Here is a 23,761-nt window from a genome sequence, read left to right on the forward strand (position 1 = left end):
GGCTTCGACATCTTCACGCTGATTCACAACCCCGGGAACACTGACACTCTCGACCGCGCTCAAGGCGATTCCTCGAAGTTGAAGACTATTCACGAGAAAATCGGCCAAACAATGGTCCGAGGTCAGACCGCACTGAGTTCGTTCTGGCAAGGGCAAGCCGCCGACAGCGGGACCGCGGGTTTGTCCCCATTGATCCAGTCGTCACAGATCACTGCTGAGAACCTCGATCGAGCTCAACGCTCGATGCAAGAGCTGGTCGACTTGGCGCGCGAGTGGGGCTGGGCGACACCGAGCTGCGCGAGGAGCTGGCGGCCGAAATCGAGCGCCTCTGCGAGGAGAGTCCCGCGCTGCCCTCGCCCGAGGACGCGGCGGGACGCCGTGGCGCGGCTGCGCGCGGGCTCGGCTCTACGCAGCATTACCTCGCCGGGTCCGAGGGTGCAGGGGCCGTGGAGCAGGTCGCGCCGGCCACCGCGGGCACCGTGCTGCTGCTCGCCGGCATCGCTGCGGCCGGTGGTGCGGGGATCGTGCTGCTGACCTGGGCCCACCAGCTGCTGGCCGGGTTGGTGTGCGTGGCGATCGCGGCGGCACTGATCGGGGTCGCCGACCGGCGGCTGCGACGCCACGGCGCGGCCCGCCGCACGGACCTGAGCCGCGACAGTACGGGGCGGCCACAGTGAGCACCGACATCGAGCCGCGCCGGGACACCGGGCTACAGCCCACACGACCGGGGGAGGTGACCCTGGCCGGCGCGGTCCGCCTGGTGCTGCCGCCGGCGGCGCCGGGGGAGCGCTACCACCTGCGCGGCCTGACCGAGCTGTGGGCGGACATGATCGGCCGCGACTCCGCGCATACTCGCCGCTCTTACGAGACCGGGCTGGCGCAGTGGCTGGATTACTACCTGCGCAGCCGTGTCGACCCGCTGCAGGCCCGCCGTGCCGACGTCGACGACTGGCTGGCCGCCCACTTGAACAGCCACAATGCCGAGACGGTCATCACTCGCCTGGCTGCGGTCGGCTCCTGGTACGGGTACCTGGTCGACAACGACATCGACGTCCGCGACCCCACCGCACGGGTCAAGCGGCCGAAGCGGCAGCGCACCAAGTCCAAGACCCCGTACCTGGACGAGGACGAGCTCAACGCGCTGTTGGCCGAGGCCGACCGGCGTCTGCAGGAGGCCCAGCAGTTCGGCGGGCTCGCGCTGGAGATCGCCGCCCGCGACGTCGCGGTGCTGCGCACCCTCTACACCACCGCCGTGCGCTCTGGAGCCGTTCAGCACGCCGCCGTCGCCGACGTCCGCCTCGTCGAAGACGGCCACCGCGTGCTGCGATTCCACGGCAAGGGCGACGGCCGGGAAACCACCGAGCGACTCAAACCGCTCGTCCCCTACGCCGCGGCCGCCGTCGACTTCTACCTCGCGCTGGTCGCCGACCGCCTCGGCGTGCCCGTCGGCCAGCTCGACGGGCACGCGTTCCGAACTACCCCGTACCAGGGCCGGCGCAGGGGCCGCGAGCTGCGGTCCGACGCGCTGATCGACATGATGCGCACGATTGCCATCACCGCCGACATCGCCCCCGACAAGATCGTCAAGCTCAGCCCGCATTCGCTGCGGCACACCGCGGCCACGCTGCTGGGCAAGACAAAGACCCTGGCCGAGGTGCAGGATTTCCTGACCACGCCGACCCCCGCACAACCCGTACATACCTGCACACCGACCAGTCGCTCAACTCCTCGCTGGCCTACAGCACCATGGCGTTCATCCAGGTGCCGGCCCGGAGCGCGCCGTCCTCGTCGAGATCCTCGCCGGTACGTGCCGTTTAGATTCGCGTGCGGGTGGTGGGGAAGTCCAGACGGGCACCCTTGGCTGCGGCGAGGGCGCTCTGCAGCTGGCGGGTGTGGCCGGCGCGGGCGTTGCGCAGCGCTCCGCCGTGGTGGGGCTGCCGGACGCCGGGCTGCGTGCGTGCAGGCGGCAAGCCAGGCAGACGACTTCGGCGGCGACGGCGGGAACCGGGGTGTGTTGGCCTCACGTGGAGCGCGGGCAGAGGTGGGTGGCGTCCTGGGGTTGCAGCTCGGCGACGGTGACGGTGTGCCGGTGCCCGCATGCCCCGCAGCGCAAGTCGAGCGGCGCCCGCAGATCCGGGGCGCTGCTGTCGGTCACCGCGTACTCCGCGCTCTGCGGCGGCATGACGAGCGTGCAGACCGGGCAGCGCGCGTACCAGGTGTCCATCTCATCCCCGGCCAGCGGCAGCGGCCGGTGCACCTCCCTCTGCACCGGGTCGCCGGGCGCCGGCTCGTGGTCGGCGTCGTCGCGTAGGCCCCAGGCGGTCTGGATGTGCGCGGGCGGGACCTGGTACAGCTGCGCAAGGGCGTCCAGCACTGGGCCCGGCTGGACCTGCCACACCACGGGCGCGGCGCCGTTTTCCAACGCCGTCAACCGGCGCACTCCGCCTGGGATTCCGTCCCGGGCCAGCAACACGTCCAGACCGTGGACCGCGACCTGGCGAGTCAGGCCGGCCCGCCGGCGCAGCGTCAGCAGGTCGCCGGCGTGGTCGTCGAGACCCATCAGGTGCGCTGGATCCACGGCCACTGCCTCGGCCAGAGCACGCAGCCGTGCGGCCTCCGGAGGGGCACGCGCGGCTTCGTAGCCGATGATCTTCTGCCGGGTGCAGCCGATCAGCGACGCCAGCATCTCCTGCGACAGCCCCGCCGCATGCCGCGCGTTAAGCCCGAAGCTCGCCGGCACCTCAAGTACCCGACCCCGGCCTCAGCGAACGCCGCGGCGAGCGCGAGGCCGAGGCTGACGCACCGAACATTGCGGGCGAGCTCAGGTTATTGCTCCGTCGTTGCTTCGTCGTCGCGCTGAGGATCGGGCTCGCCCTCGCCGAAGGTAGTCCAGTCTTCGGGACGCGGAGGCTCGTAGCCGTGTTCGCGCAGCGCGTCGAGGATCGCGTCGACCTTCTGGTGCTGCCGCTCGAGGATCGCATCCTCATCGTCGTATTGAACGCGTGCCTCGATGACGGCCTTCTCGCCGGGCATGTCGAGCCAGTCGGTCCATCGGCCGTCGACCTCAAGACCGGCGTCGCGAGCCAGGCGCACGGTCAGCGACAGCTCGATCTGCGCGCGGTGGTACGCGGTGGCCGCAACCTTCAGCGCCTCGTACGCCTGGTACGCGTTTCGGTTGACCGCCTCGAGGTCCGCGTGATGGCGGCTGATCTCCGGTCGTTCCGTGAGGTAGGTCCAGCTGCGCAGTTCGAGTGCGTCGTCGGGGGCGATGGTGTAGGTCGGCTTGGGGGGCTGGAGGTTGTACAGCTTGCCGCTCAGCCTGTGGGTGATCCCGGTGAGACGGCTCCAGGTCTCGGTGTCGACCAGCAACGGGTGCAGTGCCCCGTCGGTGTCGCCGAGCGTGGTGAGCTCATCGAGGCCGTTCTCGGCGCCGGTGAGGTCCGAGGTTGTCGACGACGTCATTCACGTTGGCCCGGAAGGGGACTTCACCACTGCTGGCGGCCGACCCGCGGTTGCTCATCAGAAGCTTGTCGGTGACCAGCGCGATGCCGCCGGCCACCTGCAGCGTTGCCCGCGAGTTGAGATCACCTTCCAACGCCTTGGGCACCAGCGTCGTGAAGTCAGGCGTCGGCGTCGAGTCCCACCGCACGCCGAGGAGGTCGTGGAGCACCGGGCCTCGGTTGCCCCACGCCCGCAACGACTGCAGCCGGGTACTGGCCTTGGCCGAGCGCCAGGGCAGGTCGACCAGCGTCATCACGTGCGAGGCGTAGGCCGACTTGTGAACCTGCGCCACGCCGAGCAGGTCGCGCAGGTGCCGTTCGGAAGGCCAGTCAACTCGGGTTCTCGGGCGACAGACAGGGCCTCGCGGGTCCCGGACGAAACCGCAGGTGGAGCCGCGTGCGGCTACCCGGCCAAGCGCCGGATGCTGGGCCGTGCGGTGATCACGACCGAGCCGCCGCAACTCCAGCACTCGACCGCCGCCCCCGGCGGAGTCCGCCCGGCGACCTCGCAGCTGGCGCATTCCCACGCGGTGAGGACGACGAACTCCATCGAGCCGTCGTCGTCGGACTTCGCTTCCACGACGCTCCATCGTTTTCTTGATCAGCATTGGTTCGACGCCCGTAACGGGCAGCCGGTGCAAGACGAGGCAAGATAACGAAACGATATACCTTAAGTCAAGCCGGAGCGTGGTTTTTCGTTGCCCTTGACATCCCTGCGCGACGTGCGAATACGCTGCGCACAGCGCGATCCCGTTCGAGATGCGGCGTCGGGCCAGTGCCGTCCTGGTCTCGGGAGTGGCCGAACGTCCTCGTGAGTCCGCCCGGGCCGTCACGGAAAGTAGCCCGCAAGCAGTCGGTGTGGCGACCGCAACCGCAACGGCGATCAGCGCCGGCCGGAGTCGTCGATGCTTGCCTCAGGGCGTGGGTACGGATCGCCGAACAGCGAAGGTCTTTTTGCAGAATTTCATATCGTCGGCGAAATCAGGTTTTTCGTAAATCCAGGCGTCGGTTTTTCTGCCGAACGTCGCCGAATATGACCGGGAGGTTCACAGGTACTGACCCGAGAACGGCGGGCGAATCGTCAAGGGCCCGCAAACAGAGGAGAATTCGCATGCCAGAAGTAGTGTTCAGCGTCGACCAGACAAAATCCATGCGCGATCAGGCGGTGCCGGGCCACAACCGGTGGCATCCGGACGTACCGGTCGCCGCGATGGTCCGTCCCGGGCAGGAGTTCCGCGTGGAGTGCCGGGAATGGACCGACGCCCAGCTCGGCAACAACGACTCGGCCAACGACGTGCGGGACGTCGACCTGTCACGCTGCCACATGCTCAGCGGTCCCATCGGCGTCGAGGGTGCCCAACCCGGAGACCTGCTCGTCGTCGACATCCTCGACCTCGGCCCGGTTCCGCAGGAGACCGGCGACGCGCCGGGGCAGGGCTGGGGCTACACCGGGGTGTTCGCCAAGGCCAACGGCGGCGGGTTCCTGACCGACTACTTCCCCGACGCCTACAAGGCGATCTGGGACTTCCACGGTCAGCAGGCCACCTCGCGCCACCTGCCGGGCATCCGGTACACCGGAATCACCCACCCCGGCCTCTTCGGCACCGCGCCTTCGGCCGAGCTGCTCCAGCGGTGGAACCGCAGGGAGCGGGCGCTGGTCGACCGCGAGCCCGACCGCGTACCGCCGCTGGGCCTGCCGCCGTTGCTCGACGGGACCCTCGCCGGAACGGCCGACGGGTCGACCGCGGACCACATCGCCCGCGAGGGCGCCCGCACGGTGCCGGCCCGGGAGAACGGCGGGAACCACGACATCAAGAACTTCACCCGGGGATCGCGCGTCTTCTACCCGGTCTACGTCGACGACGCCAAGTTCTCCGGCGGAGATCTGCACTTCAGCCAGGGCGACGGCGAGATCACCTTCTGTGGCGCCATCGAGATGGGCGGGTACATCGACTTCCACGTCGACCTCATCAAAGGCGGCATGGAGAAGTACGGCATCACCACGAATCCGGTGTTCATGCCGGGAAACGTCGAACCCCGTTATTCCGAGTTCCTCTCGTTCGTGGGCGTCTCAGTGGACCGGGAGACCGACGAGAACCTCTACCTCGACGCGACCATGGCCTACCGCAATGCCGCCCTGAACGCGGTGGAGTACTTCAAGAAGTGGGGCTTCACCGGTGAACAGGCCTACCTGCTGCTCGGTTCGGCGCCCATCGAAGGCCGGATCAGCGGCATCGTCGACATCCCCAACGCGTGTTGCACGCTCTACGTGCCCACCGAAATCTTCGATTTCGACGTGCGCCCGACGAGCGAAGGCCCGGTGAGGGCCGATCGCGGACAGTGCGCGGTCACGTCCTGACCTGCGGAGGGGTTTCAGCGAGGCCGGACTTCGTTCGGTGTCGACCGACAGTGGCGAAACGCTCGGCTGGGACTCCCAGCCGAGCGTTTCCGTGCGGCTGTGCTGCGGAGCCAGGTCCGTTGCGGTGGACCGCCGTCCGAACCGGTTCCGCGCGACCGATCACGGGCGACCGGTGGCGTTCGTCGAGCACGGCTCGCTCAGGCCGGTCGTCGTGGCGCCGAATGCGGCCGGTGGGTCGTTAGCTCACTAAGGGATGTCTCGTAACCGGGTCTCGGTCTCGCTGGGCCGGTCGGTGATCATGTTGTCGTGGTGCAGGTGATCACAGCGTCGCGGCCGGAGTGGATTGTCCCGTTTACCGGGTTGGAGCCGGGGCAGTTCCGGAAGCTGGTGCGGTTGGTCGCGAAGCAGGGCGGGGACGAGATCGCGGACGGTCGCCCTGGCCGGCAGTGGGCATTGCCGCGGGCAGACCGGGTTCTGCTGGTCGCGACCTACTGGCGGACGAACCTGACGATGCGTCAGATCGGGCCGCTGTTCGGGGTATCGCCTTCCGCAGCGCACCGGGGGAAGCGACACGATCGGCCCGTTGCTGGCACTGGCGCCGGTCCGTAAACGCCGGATCGACGCGGTGGCGATCGTGGACGGCACCCTGGTCCCGACCCGGGATCACCGGCTGGCCACCCCGTCGAAGAACTACCGCTGCTCCACCAACGTGCAAGTCGCGATCGATGCCGACACCCGGCTGGTGATCGCCACCGGCGCCCCACAGCCGGGCGGCCGCAACGACTGCACCGTCTACCGCGACTCCGGCATCGCCGAACAACTCGCCGACCGGCCGGTCATGGCTGACGGCGGTTACCAAGGCACCCCCGACGTGGTCATGCCTTATCGCAAACCCCGTGACGGGGGCGAGTTGCCGGGCTGGAAGCAAGACCTCAACGCCACCCACCGCAAGGTCCGAGCCCGCGTCGAGCACGTTCTGTCCCGGATGAAGAACTTCAAGATCCTTCGCGACTACCGCCGCGCCGCGAGCACACTCGCCGACACGGTGTCCGCAATCGCGCACCTGCACAACATCATCCTCGCCGGCTGACCGCACCACCAGCCCCACCAACCACAACACCAGTTACGAGACAGCCCTTAGCCACGCTCACCGTCCAGGTGGGGCCAGTGTCCGTACCCAGGGCCGACGGGTTCCGGGTGGCGTTCGCCGTCGCGGCTGCCGCCGGCGCGCTTTCCGCGCTGACCATCCCCCGGGGAATTCCGGACGACCACGATGCGCCGCTGCCAGGGGGAATGAGTCAGCGCGACAAAGTTTGAGCCAGTTGTGCCGCTTCCTGGTAGCTGGTATCGCGCAGCCCCGGCGAGCAGCTACGCCAAGATGGTTGCCTGCTGTGACGACATACCCGGGTTGGTGAGCGAGGCTTGACCTCAGACAGCGACCAATGGCGTGCGTGGCTCAGGAGCGAGGTCCTGACCGGCCTTGTTCTCGCAGGAAAGGGCGATGCTGTTCCAGCAGACCTTCGTTCCGGCGACCACGCCGACCGGCGGCGAGACCCGGCCCTCTGTCCACCGGCGGGCCGACGCTGTCGTGTCCCTGATAGCCCAGCATCGCGCGGCCGCGTCCGCCAGCCGCCGCTATGCGGACCTGGCCGACCGCAGCCTGGCCGCGAAGCTGGCCGCCGAAGACGCCGCCGTCGAGACCGGCCTGTCCCCGTTCGAGCGGCTGACCTGCCCCGCCCACCGCCGGTGGATCCATCAGTGCATCGCCTCCCCCGAGCACGCCAGCCCAGTCACGGGTCATCGCTGGTGCCGTGACTGTCAGTGCGCAGTCACGGTGGCTATCGACGAGCTCACTGGCGACGTGACAATGGCTTGCCCGCGCTGCCGCCGGCCGCCGCACCCCCAAGGGCATTGCCACTCGCCAGATTGTGAGCGCCTGCCGGGCCAGCCTGGCCACTGTCCACGACCACCGCGCTCAGCCGGCACCCAGTATGCTGCATTTCGGCGAGCGGCGGCCGGCCTGATGATTCTGCGTGGCTAGAGCGGGGTGAGTTCCGCGTCGAACTCGATTGCGACCTCGTTTGCCAGCTTCAGCGCCCCGAAAAACGCCGAATAGGGTTTGATGCCCCATTGTGTCTGGACTATGGTTGCGCCGCCACGGATCCTGCGGTCGTCGCTGACCGTGGCCAGCACGGTGATCGGGTGTGACTGGTCCATGATGGTCAGATTGCCGTCGACGGTGAGCGATTCGCCATCTTGGATGACTCGCGTCGAGTGGAACGTGATTGCGTGATATCGGTCGGTGTGCAGAATCTTCGTCCGAATGTTTTTCTCGATCTCGGCGCGGTCGGAGTCGGTGAGCGGTTTGATTCCGCCGCTTCCGGACCGCACCCGCAGCGAGCCGGCGGCGACGTCGACCGAGACCGAGGACAAGGCGGGGTCCGCCGTGTTCACCGACACGGCGGCAACCCACTCTGACGCCTCGATCGTGAGATCGTGCCCGACGCGCGAGCCGAGTCCAGTGCGCCGCGTCTTCACCAATAGCTCGGCCGACTGCGGACCGGACCGGTACTGGCCGTCCCGAAACGACATAAACTCGACGTTACACCGGCACGCTCAGCCGTCCATGTCGACGTCGCCGTCCGGGTCGGGCGCGGGCGCTTCCTGGCCGGCGCTGGGTCCGCTACGTCCTCCCGGACATGGTCGAGTTCGACTGCGACAACGTCACGATCGACCGGATCGCCACCCCGCCCTGCCGGGCGAGGTGGCGACTTGTCAGCGGGCGAACTTCTCGATAGCGGCCAGCGTTGTAGTTATCGTGTCGGAAACTCAATTACCCATGGGGCGTGGGGTGGCTTCGGGGTCGACAAGTGAGAACCTGCACGTCAGCCGGGGATCCGGAGCGTTGTGGTTAGCGTGCAAGATCGTCTCGGACACTCCTTTACCCCACGAATCTTCAGATCCGTGGGGGACTTCTATATCGGTCCACGGCTGCCACCGCCTGATGATATCGGTCGCTCGCCGGTTGCAGGGAATGTGCGGTGATGCTCGTCGACGGCCGCTGTCCGGTGCTCCGGTGCCGTGCCCGCGTGGTGACTGCAGTCCAATTCGAGGGTGAGCTGATTCGGTGGTCGTGGCGGGCAGGCGACGTGTTGCGCGACGGCCGGCCGAAGTTCGCGAGTCTCGCGACCGCATAAGATCGCCAATCCGCGGTTTCGAAGGTCCTCAGGTATCTCGCGCGGGCTGCGGTCGTGGGCCTGTCCGTCTTCGTGAAGCAAGCCCGTCAACGTCACCAGAAGGTGTTCCTCCCGAACATAGACGTTGCGCGGCCGATGAGGCGGTCGAGGTGCGGCCGTACGGCAGCGATATCCCGGGCGGGGCCCTGTCACGATTTCCGTGTAAGCCACTCGGCCGTGATCCGCGTCGATTCTGAGCCGCGACACCAGCTGCCGCATCACGCGGATGAGCAACGCCCGTGCCCGGTGACGCACCAGGACGGCGCCGAGCGCGGGCAGCGAGATCATCGCGACTGGTGCTCGACGTCGATTCCCGCGACGACGGGTTTCGTCCCTGCGCGCCGGGGCAGATCGGTGATCAGGACCAGCAGGTCCCAGCGCTGGTCTTGCCGGTGCCGCTGTGACAAGGTGCGCATCGGGAGGTCATCGTTTTCGTCCAGCGGCAACTGCTCCACCTGGTCCGCCACCCGCCATCGCGTCTTCTCGCTCACCTGGGCGGCGAATATCCCGGGCAGGTCGTCGGCGATCGTCGTGATCACCTGCTCCGGTAGCCCTTCGTCGGCCAGCACTCCGACGGCCACCTGGCGTGGTGCGTTCATCCGTTTCACCTCGCTCATCGGCACCCGCCGGTTTCCCCGGGATGCATCGGCCAAATCACCCGGCCCGGCAGCGAGCTCGGCTATTGGCTCGGACAGCGGGTCAGAACGGAAGAGCCGGATGCCGGGACGTCGCCACGCGGTAGGTCAGTGCCGGTCGCGTGCCCTGCCGCTCCGGGCGTGCCCGCACGACCAGCACCAGCAGCCACACCACCCCGGTCGCCGCGATCAGGCCCTGGCCCACCCAGGTCAGCGTCGTGTACAACCCGACCTGGGTGCCCGTCGGAGCGGCCGGCAGGCCGCGCGCCAGCAGGTCGTACTGCCACGGCTGACCGGTCAGCAGCAGCGTGATGTACAGGGAAATCACGGACATCGAGTCCCACAGCGCGTGCAGCAGCGAAACGCCCAGGTAGGCCAGTGCGAGCCGGGCGGTGAGGACGAAATGGTCGCGGGTGCTCCACGCGAACAGGAGCCCGCCGAGAACCGCGGTCCACAGCCCGTGGCCGACCGGGGCGAGGAGCCCGCGCAACAGTTCGGTGGTCACCAAGTTCGCCAGAGACAGTCCCTGAGAGGTGAACAGCGCGGTCAGCGCGAACCCGGCCGACTCCAAGGCGGCGAACCCGAACCCGGCCGCGGCACCCAGGATCAACCCATCGCGCACGGACTTCACGGCCAAGCGCCTCGTCAGCAGGGCGAGCGCGGCCAGCTTGACCGCTTCCTCGATGAGTCCGACGCCGACGTACAGCCACGGCGACGGGTACAGCAGGTATGTTTCCAGCACCGACGCGCCGAGCACGCCGAGAACACCGCCGACTGTGAACATGCGGAACACGAGTTCGGCGGTGATCTCGCCGGAGTCCCGGTGCTCGAACGCCCACGCCACGAAGGTCACCGGCACCAGGAAGCTGCCGAGCAGCACCAGGGTGGGGATGAGGTTGGGGTTTCCGGTCAGGTAGGTGACGACCGCGGACATTGTCCACAGGAGCAGGCCGACTCTGAGCATCCGAAGCCACGTACTCGTTTCGGTCGTTCGGCAGCAGCTCTCACCTGCGCTTCCCCCATCGCTCGCCGCGGCCGTGGGCGGCCGTGTCGATGAAAGTCCGGTGCCGGTCCGCGGATCCGGGCTCCGCGACGTTCTCGAGCCCTTGCGGGCAGCGCAATGCCGACCACAGTGCGGCACGCGGTCTCGGGTCCTCGATGACGGCGCGGTGCCAGGAAAAGACCCCGGCCAGCAGGGCGTCGTCCATTGCGTACAGCACGGGCGGCGCGAGCCCGGTCAGCTCGAACAGGCCGTTGAGCGCCGTTAGCCTGTCCTCCACCTTGTGCATGAGTCCGAACAGGCTGTCGTCCACCTCCTTGACCTGGGACAGATCGACCACCAGGTGCCGGGTACCGGCGTGGAGCAGTCCGGCGAAGTGAGCGGACAGTAGGCGCAGCGCCCGCGCGTCGATCGAACCACCGATCGTGACGACTGTGTAGCGCTCGCCCCGCATCGTCGAGGTGACCGTTAGATCCCCCGTGGTGTGGGCGGCCTCGGCCGGTGCGCCACGCGCCTGTCCGGTGAGGCGTTGCAGCTCGGCGAACGCGGCCACGTACGCCGGCTGATCGAGGTTGCGTGAGAGTCCGTTGACCATGCCTGACGCCCTTTCAGAGGAGCAGTTCGAACATCCGGAAGACTTGTTCCCACTCGGCGGAGCCGGGGTTCTTGACCCGCGGGGCGATGATCTTGAACGCCTGCGCGAGAGCCACGCTGAGGCCGCCGGCGATGGCCGGGAGCCGTGCCTCGGTGTCTTCGGCGATCGCGATCTCGAGCGGGGGACGCCTCAGGAGCTGCTCGATCAGCGGCACCACTTCCAGGTCGTCTTCCATGTTGAGGAACTCGTGCATGCACTCCTGCAGCCCCTTGGTGATCGGCAGGTCCCTCGGTTCGATGACGTCCCGCCCGTTGGCCTTGGCCGTGGCCTTGGCGACTACGAAGAGGTCGTAGATCTTGCGGTCCAAGAACTCGTCGTACCGTTTCAGATCGCTCTTGTCGACATTCAGGCTCGCGGCCACCCGGAAGAACCGTTCGAACCTTGCCGCGCCCATGACCGGCATCAGGCCTCCATCGAGAGATGTTCGTGTACGAACCGGACGGCCATGGCGCCTTCCCCGACCGCCGAGGCCACTCGTTTGACCGAGCCGTGGCGCACGTCGCCCACAGCGAACACGCCCGGCCTGCTCGTCTCCAGCACCAGCGGCGGGCGCTGAACCCCGCGCCACACGTCGGGGTCCCGGTGCCCCTCGGCGTCCGCACCGGTGAGCACGAACCCGTCCTCGTCCAGGGCGACCATCCCCGAAAGCCAGGCGGTGTGCGGGGAAGCCCCGATGAAGACGAAGAGCGCACGGGCGTCGAGGACGCGGCGCTCGCGGGTGCGGTTGTCCTCGACGACCAGGGATTCGAGGCTGTCGCCGCCGACGAGCTCGCGGACTTCGGTGTGCTTGAGCACGGTGATCCGCGGATGCTGTTCGACCTGGTCGACGAGATAGCGGGACATGTTCACAGCGAGATCGCCGCCGCGCACGACCAGGTGGACCACCGGCGAACCCTCCGCGAGGAAGACCGCCGCCTGGCCGGCCGAGTTGCCGCCACCGACCACTGCGACGGGGGTGGCGAGGCATCGACGCGCTTCGTGCAGAGTCGCGGCGTAGTAGACGCTGGTCGCTTCGAATGTCTCGATGCCAGGTATGACGAGCCTGCGGTAGCGAGCACCGGTGGCGATCACGACGGCACGGGAAACGATCTCGATGCCGTCGTCGAATCCGACGACGTAGCGGCCGGCGCGTGGTTCGAGGGTGCGCGCTTCGGCCGGGACGGCGACTCGAGCCCCGAACTTGGCCGCCTGGATCACCGATCGCTCGGCCAGCTCCGCGCCGGAGATCCCCGGCGGGAAGCCGAGGTAGTTCTCGATGCGGGACGTCGTTCCGGCCTGGCCGCCCGGCGCCAGGGCGTCGAACGCCGACAGCCGCAACCCGTCGGAAGCGCCGTAGACCACCGCGGCCAGCCCGCCGGGCCCGGCACCGACCACGAGCAAGTCCCGCACACCGCGTTCCGGTTCCGGCGGCCGCAGCCCCATTCTCCGGGCCAGCTCGGCGGTGCTCGGGTTCCGCAGCACTTCGGTGCCGTTCAGCACGACCACCGGGGTGTCCTCGACGGCAACGCCGAAGCGCTCCAGGAGCGCTTCGGCTTGCTGGTCCTTGTCGACGTCGACCAGCCGGTACGGGAGCCGGTTGCGCGCCACGAACTCCAGCAGCCGCTTGGTGTCCGGGGTATAGCAGGAGCCGACGATCCGCAGCCCGGTGCCGGATCCGATGAGGAGCGTCCGCCGCACGAGGTAGGCACGCAGGATCAGGTCGCCGAGCACCGGATCGCCGAGCACCAGGCGCCGCAACGCGCTTGCCGGGATGGCGAGCACCTCGCCGGCCTCGACGGCCACGGCGCCGACGAACGCGGGCTGCCCTTCGAGCAGCCCGAGTTCACCCAGGAACCGGCGAGGTCCGTGGACGCGGACGACCTTCGCGTCGCGCCCGGTTCCTTCCACCACAGCGACCTTGCCGGTCAGGATCACGAAAAACTCGGATGTCGGCTCGCCCTGTGCGTACAACACCTCGCCCGCCCGGACCGGACGGCGTTTGCCGCCTTTGCCGAGGGTGCGGATCTGCTCGTCCGTGAGCGAGGGGAACGCTCCGTGCGGATCCGGGGTCTCGGTCAGCGGCGCGCTGAGGTCGATCCCTGTCAAGGCGGTCATACGAATGCCTGATCGACGTAGCACCAGCGCCAGGTCTCGCCGGGCTCGAACGAGCGCACGATCGGATGTCCGATGGCGTGGGCGTGCTTGCTGGCGTGCTTCATCGGCGACGAGTCGCAGCAGCCGACGTGCCCGCACGTCAGGCACAGCCGTAAATGCAGCCACGGCGTGCCGGCGACCAGGCACTCCTCGCAACCCTGCGGGGTTCGCGGCCCAACGTCCCGGACGAACTCGAGATGCCGGTCGACGACACTGGTCATCACAGGTCACCTTCCTTGCTCATGGCTGACCTCGCGGGCACTTTCCGGTCGCGCTATCGCCTGATCGAGCCACTCGCGCAGCACGTTCACGGGCGCAGCCCCTGCCTGCCGCGCGACGACCTCACCGCCGCGCAGCACCATGAGCGTCGGCACGGCCTTCACGTCGAACCGCTGGGCCAGCCCGGGTGCGTTGTCCACATCGACCTTCACGAGCTTGACCTTCCCGGCCCGCTCCCGTGCGAGCTGGGCCAGCGCGGGGCTGACCTGTCGGCAGGGCCCGCACCAGGCGGCCCAGAGGTCGACCAGCACCGGCATCGTGGCCTGCTCCGCGACTTCCGCGAAGTCGGTCTCGCCGGCGTCGACGATCCAGGGCAGCGGCTCGTGGCAGTGCCCGCAGGTCGGCTTGCCCGCGGCAGCCGCCGGCAGGCGGTTCTTGTGCCCGCAGTGTTCGCAGACGACCGTGCCGGTGGTGCCGGAGGTGTTACCGGTGCCGGTGCTCATGCCGCGGACCTCCCTTCGCCCCCGCTGTAGGTGACGACGAGCTCGCCGTCCTTGGCGTCGACGGTGATCACCAGCCCCTCGGTCGGTTCACCGCGCAGGAGCGTGCGGCCGATCTTGGTCTCGACCTCGTGGGAGATGTACCGGCGCAGCGGCCGGGCGCCGTACACGGGATCGAATCCGTGCTGGGCGATGAGTTTCCTCGCCTGCGCGGTGAGCTCGACCGAGATGCCCTGTTCGGCCAGCCGGTGGCGCAACTCGTCGAACTGCAGGTCGACGATCCGCTCGATCTCGGCCGGCCCGAGCGGCGTGAACAGCACGATGTCGTCGACGCGGTTGAGGAACTCCGGCCGGAAGTGGTGCCGCAGCTCGCCCAGCACGGCGTCCCGGGCATCCGGCTTGATCTCGCCGGTGGAGGTGACCCCGTCGAGCAGGTGCTGCGAGCCGATGTTGGAGGTCATGATGATCACCGTGTTGCGGAAGTCGACGGTACGGCCCTGCGCGTCGGTGATCCGGCCGTCGTCGAGCACCTGGAGCAGCGTGTTGAACACGTCCGGGTGCGCCTTCTCGATCTCGTCGAACAGAACTACCGAGTAAGGCTTGCGCCGCACGGCTTCGGTGAGCTGCCCGCCCTCGTCGTAGCCGACGTAACCCGGCGGAGCTCCCAGCAGCCTCGAGACGGTGTGCCGCTCCTGGTACTCACTCATGTCGAGCCGGACCATGTTTTCCTCGCTGTCGAACAAGGCGGCCGCGAGGGTCTTGGCCAGTTCGGTCTTCCCGACACCGGTCGGGCCGAGGAAGATGAACGACCCGATCGGCTTGCGAGGATCGCGGATACCCGAACGCGCCCGGATGATCGCGTCGGCGACCAGCCGGACGGCCTCGTCCTGGCCGATGACCCGCTCGTGCAGGATCTCATCGAGCCGCAGCAGCTTTTCCCGCTCGCCTTCCTGCAACCGGGAAACTGGGATCCCGGTCCACGAGGCGACGATCTCGGCGATCTCCTCGTCGGTGACGACCTCGTGCAGCAGCCGCTTCCGGCCCTGCTTGCCCGCCAGCTGTTCTTCCTCCGCGGCAAGCCGGCGCTCGGCTTCGGTGATCTCGCCGTAGCGCAGCTCGGCCGCGCGGTTCAGGTCGTAGTTCCGTTCCGCTTCCTCGGCTTCGTGGCGCAGCCGTTCCAGCTCGGACCGCAGCTGCTGGACCCGCCGGATCGCCTGACGCTCGGCTTCCCACTGGGCCTTCTTCGAGTCCGCTTCGGCACGAAGATCGGCGAGTTCCCGGTGGAGGTCCGCCAACCGGGCCTTGCTGGCCTTGTCGGGTTCCTTGGACAACGCGGCTTCCTCGATCTCCAGACGGGTGACTCGCCGGGTGAGCTCGTCGAGTTCGGCGGGCATGGAATCGATCTCCGTGCGCAGCCGCGCGCACGCCTCGTCGACCAGGTCGATCGCCTTGTCCGGGAGGAAACGATCGGTGATGTAGCGGTGGGACATGGTCGCGGCGGCGACCAGCGCGCCGTCCTGGATCTTGACCCCGTGGAACACCTCGAGCCGCTCCCGCAGTCCACGCAGGATCGAGATGGTGTCCTCGACGGAGGGTTCGTCGACGACGATCGGCTGGAACCGGCGCTCCAGCGCGGCGTCCTTCTCGATGTGCTTGCGATACTCGTCGAGTGTCGTCGCGCCGATCATGTGGAGCTCACCGCGCGCCAGCATCGGCTTGAGCATGTTCCCGGCGTCCATCGCGCCTTCGGCGGCGCCGGCCCCGACGACCGTGTGGAGCTCGTCGACGAAGAGCAGGATGCGTCCCTCTTCGGCTTTGACCTCGGCCAGCACGGCCTTGAGGCGCTCCTCGAACTCGCCGCGGTACTTCGCCCCGGCGACGAGCGCGCCCATGTCGAGAGAGAAGATCGTCTTGTCCCGCAGGCCTTCCGGCACGTCGCCGCGCACGACCCGCTGGGCGAGGCCCTCGACGATCGCCGTCTTGCCGACCCCCGGGTCGCCGATCAGGACGGGATTGTTCTTCGTCTTCCGCGACAGGATCTGGACCACCCGGCGGATCTCGGCGTCCCGGCCGATCACCGGGTCGAGCTTGCCTGATCGCGCGTCGGCGACGAGGTCCCGGCCGTACTTTTCGAGCGCCTCGTACGCGCCCTCGGGAGTAGCGGAGGTGACCCGCTGGTTGCCGCGGATCTTGGTCAGCGCTGTCAAGAACGACTCGCGCGTCACGCCGTGCTGGGTCAGCAGCCGCCCCGCAGCGGACTTCGCACCCTCGTCGGCGAGTGCCAGCACGAGGTGTTCGACGGAGACGTATTCGTCCTTGAGCCGCTTGGCGTCCCGTTCGGCGGCGTCGAGCAGGCCGGCGAGGCGGCGAGTGAGGTAGACCTGCCCGGGGGTGGCGCCGGGGCCGGTCACCTTCGGCCGCCGCGCGAGCTCCCCTTCGACGGCTTCGCGCAGGCCGTCGACGTCCGCGCCGGCCTGCACGAGCAGCCGGGGCGCCAGGCCGTCGGACTGATCGAGCAGGGCGAGCAGCAGGTGCTCACCGTCGGTCTCGGTGTGGCCGTGGCGCTGCGCCACGCTCTGGGCCTCCTGCAGGGCTTCCTGCGATTTTTGGGTCAGCTTGTTCATGTCCATCGCCGGTGGCTCCTGACTTGGGCTTCGAGGACGTCGATTCGGTCCAGCAGGTCGAGCACGAGCCCGATGGCCGCGTAGTTGAGGGAAAGGCCCGCGCGCAAGCGCTGGATGCGCGCGAGGGTGGCGACGGCGGACGGGGCGAACCACAGCCGCCCGCTCGCATCGGCGGCGCCGTCCACGAGGCTCAGCGCGACGAACCGGCGGATCAGATCCGGATGCAGCCCGCTTCGCGCGGCTACCGTGTCGAGGCTGAGCCGGACGGGACGGGCGAGCAGGTACTCGGCCATCAGGTCCTCCTCGGGTCGAAATCGGACACCGCGGCGAGCTCTTCGAAGAGCTCGCGCTCCTGCTTGCCGAGCTTCTTCGGCACCATCACGCGGACCTCGGCGTAGAGATCGCCCGGCCTGCCCTTGGGGTTGGGCAGGCCTTCGCCGCGCAGCCGCAGCCGCCGTCCGGTCGACGAGCCGGGCACGACTCGCACCTTCACCTCACCGCCGGGGGTCAGCACGGGAACCGTGGCGCCGAGCGCCGCCTCCCAGGGCGACACCGGCAGCTCGACCGTGATGTCGCGCCCGGACAGGCGGTAGCGAGGGTGCGGCTTGATCCGTACCACGAGGTAGAGGTCGCCGGGCGCCGCGTTCCCGGACGCCCGCCCGCCCTGACCGGCGAGCCGGATGCGCTGGCCGTCGAGTACACCGGCCGGGATGTCGACGTCGTATCCGCGCTCACCCGCGCCGGTGATGCTCAAATGCCGTCGCCCGCCCTGGTAGGCCTCCTCGACCGTCAGCTCGAGCTCGGCCTCCTGGTCGGCGCCGGCGATCGGCCCACCGGCGCCCCGGCTCCGGAAGAAGCCGCCCAGCAGGTCCTCGAGGTCGACGCCTTCGAAGCCCTCGGACCCGCCGCCGAATCCCGGGCCTGCCCGGGTGGAGCGGCCGCGGCCGCCACCCCGCCCGCCGGCACTGGCGTACACCCGCTCGTCGAAGTCGTCGGGCACGCGGCGGAAATCCGCGCCGAACCGGTCGTACTTTTTGCGCTGTTCCGGGTCGGACAGGACCTGGTAGGCCTCGCTGATCTCCTTGAAGCGCTCTTCGGCGCCCGGGTCGGAGTTCACGTCGGGGTGGTGCTGCCGCGCCAGTTTTCGGTACGCGAGCTGGATTTCGTCGGTGCTCGCCGTTTTGGCGACACCGAGAGCCTGGTAAAAATCGGTTGCCACCGGCCATCACCCCGGTGCCTTGGACACCGTCACGGCCGTCGGCCGCAGCTGGTGCCGGTCGGTCCCGTAGCCGGGGCGCACCACCCGGGTCACGGTGTTCGGTTCGGTGGCCGGGTCCTCGACGACGGCGACGACCTCATGCCTGTTCGGGTCGAACCGGACGCCGGTTTCGTCGTCCCGCGGGTACCCGAGACCGGCGAGCAGCTGGACGGCTTGATCCCGGATCGCGTGGACGCCCTGCACGACGGCCGACGGCTCCGCCTCGGCGTGCGCGAGCGCCAGTTCGAGGTTGTCGAGCACCGGAAGCCAGGCCGCCGCGACCCTGGCCCTCTCGGCTTCCACCTCCCGCCGCATGTCCGTGGCATGGCGCTTGCGCACGTTGTCGAGGTCGGCCACGGCCCGCCGCCACCGGTCCTCGAGCTCGGTGAGCTTCTCTTCCGCCCCGGCCGCCGGGGCCGGTACTTCCTGCGGGCCCGGCGCCGTGCCGGCCTCGGCGACCTCCGCGGAGGGGTTTCCCTGCTCCGCGGCCTTTCCTGGGGTGGTCATCGATTCGCCTCACGCCCGGTCGAAGTCCGCGTCGATCACGTCGTCCTCGTCGGCCGATTGCTGCGTGCCGCCGCCGGAACCGCTGCCACCTTCGCCGCCGCTCGCCCGGGAAGCGTTGAGCCCGGCCAGCACCTGCTGCAACTCCGAGGTCAGCGAACGCACCTGGTCCACCGGAGCCGCGTTCTTCACGGCCTCACGAGCCTCGTTGACGAGCATCTCCGCCCGCGCCTTCTCATGCGGCGGGGTGGTGTCCGTGATCGCCCGTTCGACCTGGTATGCCGCCGAGTCGAGCAGGTTGCGCGCGTCGACCTCTTCGCGCAGCCGCAGGTCCTCGGACCGGTTGCGTTCGGCTTCGGTGACCATGCGGTCGATCTCGGCCTGGTCGAGATTCGAGCTCTCGCTGATCGTGATGCCCTGCTGCGCGCCGGTGTCCTTGTCCTTGGCCGTGACATCGAGGATGCCGTTGGCGTCGACGTCGAAGGTGACCTCGATCTGGGGCTCGCCCCGCGGAGCCGGCCGGATGTCGGTGAGCTGGAAGCGCCCGAGCACCCGGTTGTCGGCCGCCCTCTCCCGCTCGCCCTGGAGAACCACGACGTCGACCGCGGGCTGGTTGTCCTCCGCGGTGGAGAACACCTCGGTCCGCCGCGCCGGGATGGTCGTGTTGCGCTCGATGATCTTCGTCATCACGCCGCCCTGGGTTTCGACGCCGAGGGACAGTGGTGTGACGTCGAGCAACAGGACGTCCTTGACCTCGCCCTTGAGCACACCTGACTGGACCGCCGCACCGAGCGCGACGACCTCGTCCGGGTTGACGCTCATGTTCGGGTCCTTGCCGCCGGTCAGCCTGCGGACCAGGCTCTGCACGGCCGGGATCCGCGTCGATCCGCCGACCAGGATGACCTCGTCGATGTCGTTCGCGGTCACCTTCGCGTCGCTCATCGCCTGCTTGACCGGGCCAAGGCACCGCTCGACCAGGTCCGTGGTGATCTGCTCGAACACCGAGCGCATCAAGGTGGTCGTGAGATGCTTCGGGCCGTCTTTGTCCGCAGTGATGAACGGCAGGCTCACGCTCGTCTGGCTGACCGAGCTGAGCTCGACCTTCGCCTTCTCCGCGGCTTCGAAGAGCCGTTGGAGCGCCTGCGGATCCGCCCGCAGGTCGATGCCGTTGTCCTTCTGGAACTGATCGGCGAGGTGATCCACGATCCGGCGGTCGAAGTCGTCACCCCCGAGATGGGTGTCCCCGGCGGTCGAGCGGACCTCGACCACGCCGTCTCCGACGTCGAGCAGGCTCACGTCGAAGGTGCCGCCGCCGAGGTCGAACACGAGGACCGTCTCGTGGCTCTTCGAGTCGAGCCCGTAGGCGAGCGCGGCGGCGGTCGGCTCGTTGATGATGCGCAGGACCTCGAGGCCGGCGATTTTGCCGGCGTCCTTGGTGGCCTGCCGCTGGGCGTCGTTGAAGTACGCCGGCACGGTGATGACGGCCTCGGTCACCCGCTCGCCGAGGAACTTGCCCGCGTCGTCGGCGAGCTTGCGCAGGATCTGCGCGCTGATCTCCTCCGGCGAGTAGAGCTTGTCGCGGACCTTGAACCGGACGACGCCGCCTTCGCCCTCGACGACGTCGAAGCCGACAGCCTTGGCCTCGTCGCCGACCTCGTCGTATTTCCGGCCGATGAACCTCTTCGCGGAGTAGACGGTGCCCTTCGGATTGAGGATCGCCTGCCGGCGGGCGAGCTGGCCGACCAGCCGCTCGCCGCTTTCGGTGAACGCGACCACCGACGGGGTGGTCCGGGTGCCTTCGGAGTTGGCGATGACCGTGGGCTCGCCGCCTTCCCAGGCGGCGATCACCGAGTTGGTCGTGCCCAGGTCGATGCCGACCGCCTTGGCCATCACACACTTCCCTTCATCTTGGCGAGCAGTTTCTTGGCTTCGTCGGCCACCGCTTCGTCGGCGACGACCTCGTAGCGGGTGGGCGTCATGACCCGGACCGAGGCGAAGTCGCGGCGGCCACGCTGGAGCGCATGGACGGCGAGGCCGAAGATCGCGCCGATCACAGCGCCGAACACAAGGCCGTACACGGCGAGGGTGAAGGCCGCCAGCAACGGCGTGAACCAGTTCAAGATCCCGAACAGCCAACCGATCAGCAGTCCTGTGACGGCACCCGAGCCGGCTCCGCGCAGCGCGGCGCCGCCGTAGTTCAGGCGCCCGACGACCTGCTCGACCAGCTTGACGTCCGAGCCGATGATGGCGACCCGCTGGACCGGGAAGCCGTTGTCCGACAGGTAGTCAACGGCACGCTCGGCTTCGCTGTAGGTCTCGTAAGCGCCGATCGGACGACGCCGGCTCGCGGTGCGCTGTTCCGAGGTGAGCTCATCCGAAGCTTGCTGGTCCGAAGAGTCACGCGGTGATGGCGCCGTGGCGCCGGGCTGCGCAGTCATCGTCCGGCTCCTAGACGTTCGCGTGTTCTTCGCGAGAAGCCTTGATCTGAGGCTTCTTTTCAGCCGTCTCGGTGCCGCCGCCGATTTCGACCTTGCGAGGCTTGCTGGCTTCGGCGACCGGGATGCCGAGCATGAGCACACCGTGGTCGACCTCCGCGGACAGCCGCGTGCTGTCCAGGTTGTCGCCCAGGAAGAATTGGCGGCTGAACTCACCCTGCGGCCGTTCGTCGACCACCAGTTCGTCACCTTCACGGCGCAGCGGGGCGCGACGGGCACGTACGGTCACCACATTGCGTTCCACCGTCACGTCGACGTCGTCGGGGTTCACTCCCGGTAGGTCCAGCGCGACGACGAACTGGTCGCCGCGGCGGAAGGCCTCGATCGGCATCGCCCGCGGGCCGCGGGCGCCCACCACGGCCTGCTCGGTCAACCGTTCGAGATCGCGGAACGGGTCGAAACGCATCAATGTCATGACTCTCCTCATTCCTCGTCCGAGTACGTGTCGCGAATGGACCTACCGCGTCGAACAAACTCTGTGACGCGCTTCTCCTGGCGCGTGCGAATTTGCGGTTACCGGCAGAATCGGGACCGTCGCAGCGGTTTTTCGTGACACAGCAGACTGTGCCAAGCAGAGCCATGCTCGCGCGTGCGCCTGGCAGGCCGAAACTGGCGCGAACGATCGACCCGGCAGAGCAGGATCATCCGTGTAGAGTCTTTGTTCAGTCGGCGGTTGGAGGCCCGGATGGCACCCGCGGCGGCGGGCGGAACCCACCAAAATCCACAGAGGTCGGACGGCTGGTGGCGTGGCCACTTGTCGAATTTGCGGGGGTCGTTCGTCGGCCGTGAAGCCGACGACATCGTTCGACTGGCCGCCACCTCGGTGCTGTCGCTGAGCGGCTGCGGCACCAAGGCGGTGTACCTGATCATCGACGGCGCACTCAAGCGTTGTGATGACGCGGAGCCGAACGCGGAGCTTGACCAGCAGGTGTGGCTTCTCGACGGCGACAGCGGCTCGCTCCTCCTACCCGGCGGCGATTGGTGCTGGGGCTTCGCGCTGCGCGGGCTGAACGTCTTGAGAGGCTACCTGGTGGTGCACGCGGCAATTCAGCCGTCGGAGGACGAGTTCTTCTTGCTCGAAGCGCTCAGTCAACAGGCGGCGGATGCGCTGGCCAACGCCGCGCTCCACCGGCGAGAGCGGGAACAGGCCCTCGTTCTGCAAGAGCTCAACGGCAGGCTGGCTGCGTCGGTCGCCCGGCTCGAGCAACAGGGGCACGTGCACGAGGTACTCACCAACATCTCCGTGTCCGGTGCGGGCGAGCCTGGCATCGCCCATGCGCTGCACCAGCTGACATCGTTGTCGGTCGCGATCGAAGACCGGTTCGGCAACCTGCGGGCCTGGGCCGGTGCCGGCAAGCCCGACCCGTACCCGAAGCCCGAATCCCACCGGCGCGAGGAGCTGCTCAGGCGCGCCGCGGCGGTCCCCCATCCGGTCCGGGAGAAGGACCGGTTGATCTCGCTCGTCAAACCGCACTACGAGGTACTCGGCGTGATCGCGCTCGTGGACCCCCGCAGGACCGTGGGCAGCCACGAGATGTTCGCGCTCGAATACGGGACAACGGTGCTGGCGCTGGAGCTGTCCCACCAGCGCAATCTCGCCGAGGTCGAACTACGCCTTCACCGTGACCTGGTCGACGACCTGATCACCGGCACCGACGACGAGAGCGCCTACGCTCGCGCCGACGCGATCGGGCACGACCTGCGCGGCCCTCATTACGTGATCGTCGTCCAATGGGACGGGAGGCAGGCCGACGACGCCCTCGCCCACGCCACCGGCCGGGCGGCCGCCTCGCTTCAGCTGAGCTCGATGATCTCCCGGCGCTCGGGAGCCGTGGTGCTCCTCGTCCGCGGACGCCCGGACGGGGACGCGCTGTGCCGCACCCTCTCGGAGAGCCTCGGAAGCGCCTGTGCGATCGGGGTCGGTGCCCGCTGCGACAGCCCTGGCAACTTTCCGAGGTCCTACTCGGAAGCCTTGCGAGCCCTGGACGTCCGCCAGAAATCAAGGTCACCCCATGGTGCGACGACATTCGACCAACTGGGCCTTTACCGCATTCTGGACACCGGAGACAATCGCGCCGAAATCGTCGCGTTCGTGCGGGAATGGCTGGGCCAGCTTCTCGACTACGACGAGCAAAAGAACACGAATCTGGTTCAGACGCTGTCGCAGTACCTCGAATGCGGCGGACACTACGACGAGACCGCTTCCGCGCTGGTGATCCACCGCAGCACCCTGCGCTACCGGCTCGGCCGGATCCGGGAGATCACCGACCGCGACCTCAATGACGTCGACAGCAGACTCAACCTGCACGTGGCCACCAGGGTCTGGCAGGTGCTGCAGGGTTCGGAGTGAACGGAGACGCCGAGGTAGGAGTAGAGGTGCAGCAGGTGCCAGGACTCGTGGCGCAACCGGCGGCGCGGGGCCCACACCGAGGTGAGGACGACCAAGACGAGCGCGACCGTACCCGCGGTCGCCAGCAGTATGCCCGGGTAGGTCGTGACGAGACTCCACACCTCGGCGATAAGTCCACTGTGGTCGGTCATGGCGTAGCCCAGAGAGATCAGGACGATGTGCAGGCACAGCAGGACGAACGAGGTGAACCCGGTCAGCTGGTGCCCGTGCGCCAGCGTGTCTTGCCCGGAGTT

24 protein-coding genes and 2 pseudogenes are annotated in these 23,761 nt (G+C 68.4%); 6 read left to right on the top strand and 20 right to left on the bottom strand.

The window, feature by feature from the left end; translation table 11 throughout:
• Positions 1 to 272: 272 nt before the first annotated feature.
• On the top strand, positions 273 to 677 hold the full coding sequence (locus AB0878_RS36395) for a hypothetical protein (RefSeq protein ID WP_366585147.1): 405 nt from the start codon (positions 273 to 275) through the stop codon (positions 675 to 677).
• Positions 674 to 2,311, top strand: coding sequence for a tyrosine-type recombinase/integrase (locus AB0878_RS36400; protein ID WP_366585149.1), 1,638 nt, complete (start codon positions 674 to 676; stop codon positions 2,309 to 2,311). The genes AB0878_RS36395 and AB0878_RS36400 overlap by 4 nt, the downstream gene beginning before the upstream one ends.
• Positions 2,312 to 2,575: 264 nt before the next feature.
• Here AB0878_RS36400 and AB0878_RS36405 read toward each other — a convergent pair.
• The 4 genes and pseudogenes from AB0878_RS36405 to AB0878_RS36420 all read right to left on the bottom strand — a co-directional run.
• Positions 2,576 to 2,740, bottom strand: a pseudogene (locus tag AB0878_RS36405) (helix-turn-helix domain-containing protein); the annotation flags it as partial.
• 86 nt (positions 2,741 to 2,826) lie between these two features.
• Positions 2,827 to 3,462 carry a hypothetical protein gene (locus tag AB0878_RS36410; protein ID WP_366585151.1) on the bottom strand — a complete coding sequence of 212 codons (636 nt, stop codon included), beginning with the start codon at positions 3,460 to 3,462 and terminating at the stop codon, positions 2,827 to 2,829.
• Positions 3,410 to 3,754, bottom strand: coding sequence for a hypothetical protein (locus tag AB0878_RS36415; RefSeq protein ID WP_366585153.1), 345 nt, complete (start codon positions 3,752 to 3,754; stop codon positions 3,410 to 3,412). Before AB0878_RS36415 ends, AB0878_RS36410 begins: the two co-directional genes overlap by 53 nt.
• Positions 3,755 to 3,903: 149 nt before the next feature.
• Positions 3,904 to 4,080, bottom strand: a complete 177-nt coding sequence (locus tag AB0878_RS36420) for a hypothetical protein (RefSeq protein ID WP_366585155.1) — start codon at positions 4,078 to 4,080, stop codon at positions 3,904 to 3,906.
• Between the two features lie 531 nt (positions 4,081 to 4,611).
• On the opposite strand from AB0878_RS36420, the gene fmdA reads away from it, so the two are divergent.
• The 3 genes and pseudogenes from fmdA to AB0878_RS36435 all read left to right on the top strand — a co-directional run bounded on the left by fmdA (position 4,612) and on the right by AB0878_RS36435 (position 7,900).
• Complete coding sequence (gene fmdA / locus AB0878_RS36425; protein WP_366585157.1) at positions 4,612 to 5,859, top strand: formamidase; 1,248 nt, start codon at positions 4,612 to 4,614, stop codon at positions 5,857 to 5,859.
• A 309-nt stretch (positions 5,860 to 6,168) separates the two neighbouring features.
• Positions 6,169 to 6,949: pseudogene (locus AB0878_RS36430) on the top strand (transposase family protein).
• A 411-nt stretch (positions 6,950 to 7,360) separates the two neighbouring features.
• Complete coding sequence (locus AB0878_RS36435; RefSeq protein ID WP_366585159.1) at positions 7,361 to 7,900, top strand: hypothetical protein; 540 nt, start codon at positions 7,361 to 7,363, stop codon at positions 7,898 to 7,900.
• Here the strand turns inward: AB0878_RS36435 and AB0878_RS36440 are convergent.
• The 15 genes from AB0878_RS36440 to AB0878_RS36510 all read right to left on the bottom strand — a co-directional run bounded on the left by AB0878_RS36440 (position 7,897) and on the right by AB0878_RS36510 (position 21,533).
• Entirely contained in the window at positions 7,897 to 8,451 is a 555-nt protein-coding gene (locus AB0878_RS36440; protein WP_366585161.1) for a YceI family protein, read from the bottom strand. The genes AB0878_RS36435 and AB0878_RS36440 overlap by 4 nt on opposite strands.
• A gap of 928 nt (positions 8,452 to 9,379) precedes the next feature.
• Positions 9,380 to 9,718 carry a hypothetical protein gene (locus AB0878_RS36445; RefSeq protein ID WP_366585163.1) on the bottom strand — a complete coding sequence of 113 codons (339 nt, stop codon included), beginning with the start codon at positions 9,716 to 9,718 and terminating at the stop codon, positions 9,380 to 9,382.
• 76 nt (positions 9,719 to 9,794) lie between these two features.
• Positions 9,795 to 10,694 (bottom strand): PrsW family glutamic-type intramembrane protease, encoded by a 900-nt coding sequence (locus AB0878_RS36450; protein ID WP_366585165.1) that lies wholly within the window; start codon positions 10,692 to 10,694, stop codon positions 9,795 to 9,797.
• 40 nt (positions 10,695 to 10,734) lie between these two features.
• Positions 10,735 to 11,283, bottom strand: a complete 549-nt coding sequence (locus AB0878_RS36455) for an STAS domain-containing protein (protein ID WP_366585167.1) — start codon at positions 11,281 to 11,283, stop codon at positions 10,735 to 10,737.
• A 55-nt stretch (positions 11,284 to 11,338) separates the two neighbouring features.
• Positions 11,339 to 11,788: a DUF1931 family protein gene (locus AB0878_RS36460; RefSeq protein ID WP_366585169.1), complete on the bottom strand. Its 450-nt coding sequence runs from the start codon at positions 11,786 to 11,788 to the stop codon at positions 11,339 to 11,341.
• The gene (locus AB0878_RS36465) at positions 11,788 to 13,479 is read right to left on the bottom strand and encodes an FAD-dependent oxidoreductase (protein ID WP_366585171.1); all 1,692 of its coding nucleotides are present in this window, start codon (positions 13,477 to 13,479) and stop codon (positions 11,788 to 11,790) included. The genes AB0878_RS36460 and AB0878_RS36465 overlap by 1 nt, the downstream gene beginning before the upstream one ends.
• A complete protein-coding gene (locus AB0878_RS36470) occupies positions 13,476 to 13,739 on the bottom strand; it encodes a UBP-type zinc finger domain-containing protein (RefSeq protein ID WP_366585173.1) in 264 nt (87 codons plus the stop codon). The genes AB0878_RS36465 and AB0878_RS36470 overlap by 4 nt, the downstream gene beginning before the upstream one ends.
• 6 nt (positions 13,740 to 13,745) lie before the next feature.
• A complete protein-coding gene (gene trxA / locus AB0878_RS36475) occupies positions 13,746 to 14,240 on the bottom strand; it encodes a thioredoxin (RefSeq protein WP_366585175.1) in 495 nt (164 codons plus the stop codon).
• Entirely contained in the window at positions 14,237 to 16,867 is a 2,631-nt protein-coding gene (gene clpB, locus AB0878_RS36480; protein WP_366585177.1) for an ATP-dependent chaperone ClpB, read from the bottom strand. The genes trxA and clpB overlap by 4 nt, the downstream gene beginning before the upstream one ends.
• Complete coding sequence (locus AB0878_RS36485) at positions 16,858 to 17,154, bottom strand: chaperone modulator CbpM (protein ID WP_366585179.1); 297 nt, start codon at positions 17,152 to 17,154, stop codon at positions 16,858 to 16,860. The genes clpB and AB0878_RS36485 overlap by 10 nt, the downstream gene beginning before the upstream one ends.
• Positions 17,154 to 18,080 (bottom strand): DnaJ C-terminal domain-containing protein, encoded by a 927-nt coding sequence (locus AB0878_RS36490; RefSeq protein ID WP_366585181.1) that lies wholly within the window; start codon positions 18,078 to 18,080, stop codon positions 17,154 to 17,156. Before AB0878_RS36490 ends, AB0878_RS36485 begins: the two co-directional genes overlap by 1 nt.
• Positions 18,081 to 18,086: 6 nt before the next feature.
• A complete protein-coding gene (locus tag AB0878_RS36495; RefSeq protein WP_366585183.1) occupies positions 18,087 to 18,626 on the bottom strand; it encodes a nucleotide exchange factor GrpE in 540 nt (179 codons plus the stop codon).
• Positions 18,627 to 18,635: 9 nt separating this feature from the next.
• A complete protein-coding gene (gene dnaK / locus AB0878_RS36500; RefSeq protein ID WP_366585185.1) occupies positions 18,636 to 20,513 on the bottom strand; it encodes a molecular chaperone DnaK in 1,878 nt (625 codons plus the stop codon).
• Positions 20,513 to 21,061 (bottom strand): general stress protein, encoded by a 549-nt coding sequence (locus AB0878_RS36505; protein WP_366585187.1) that lies wholly within the window; start codon positions 21,059 to 21,061, stop codon positions 20,513 to 20,515. Before AB0878_RS36505 ends, dnaK begins: the two co-directional genes overlap by 1 nt.
• Positions 21,062 to 21,071: 10 nt before the next feature.
• Positions 21,072 to 21,533, bottom strand: a complete 462-nt coding sequence (locus AB0878_RS36510) for an Hsp20/alpha crystallin family protein (protein WP_366585189.1) — start codon at positions 21,531 to 21,533, stop codon at positions 21,072 to 21,074.
• A gap of 270 nt (positions 21,534 to 21,803) precedes the next feature.
• On the opposite strand from AB0878_RS36510, the gene AB0878_RS36515 reads away from it, so the two are divergent.
• Positions 21,804 to 23,468, top strand: a complete 1,665-nt coding sequence (locus AB0878_RS36515) for a helix-turn-helix domain-containing protein (protein WP_366585191.1) — start codon at positions 21,804 to 21,806, stop codon at positions 23,466 to 23,468.
• Here AB0878_RS36515 and AB0878_RS36520 read toward each other — a convergent pair.
• A complete protein-coding gene (locus AB0878_RS36520; RefSeq protein ID WP_366585306.1) occupies positions 23,354 to 23,743 on the bottom strand; it encodes a ferric reductase-like transmembrane domain-containing protein in 390 nt (129 codons plus the stop codon). The genes AB0878_RS36515 and AB0878_RS36520 overlap by 115 nt on opposite strands.
• Positions 23,744 to 23,761 lie beyond the last annotated feature (18 nt).

The organism is Amycolatopsis sp. NPDC047767, assembly GCF_040704195.1.
GTDB lineage: Bacteria > Actinomycetota > Actinomycetes > Mycobacteriales > Pseudonocardiaceae > Amycolatopsis.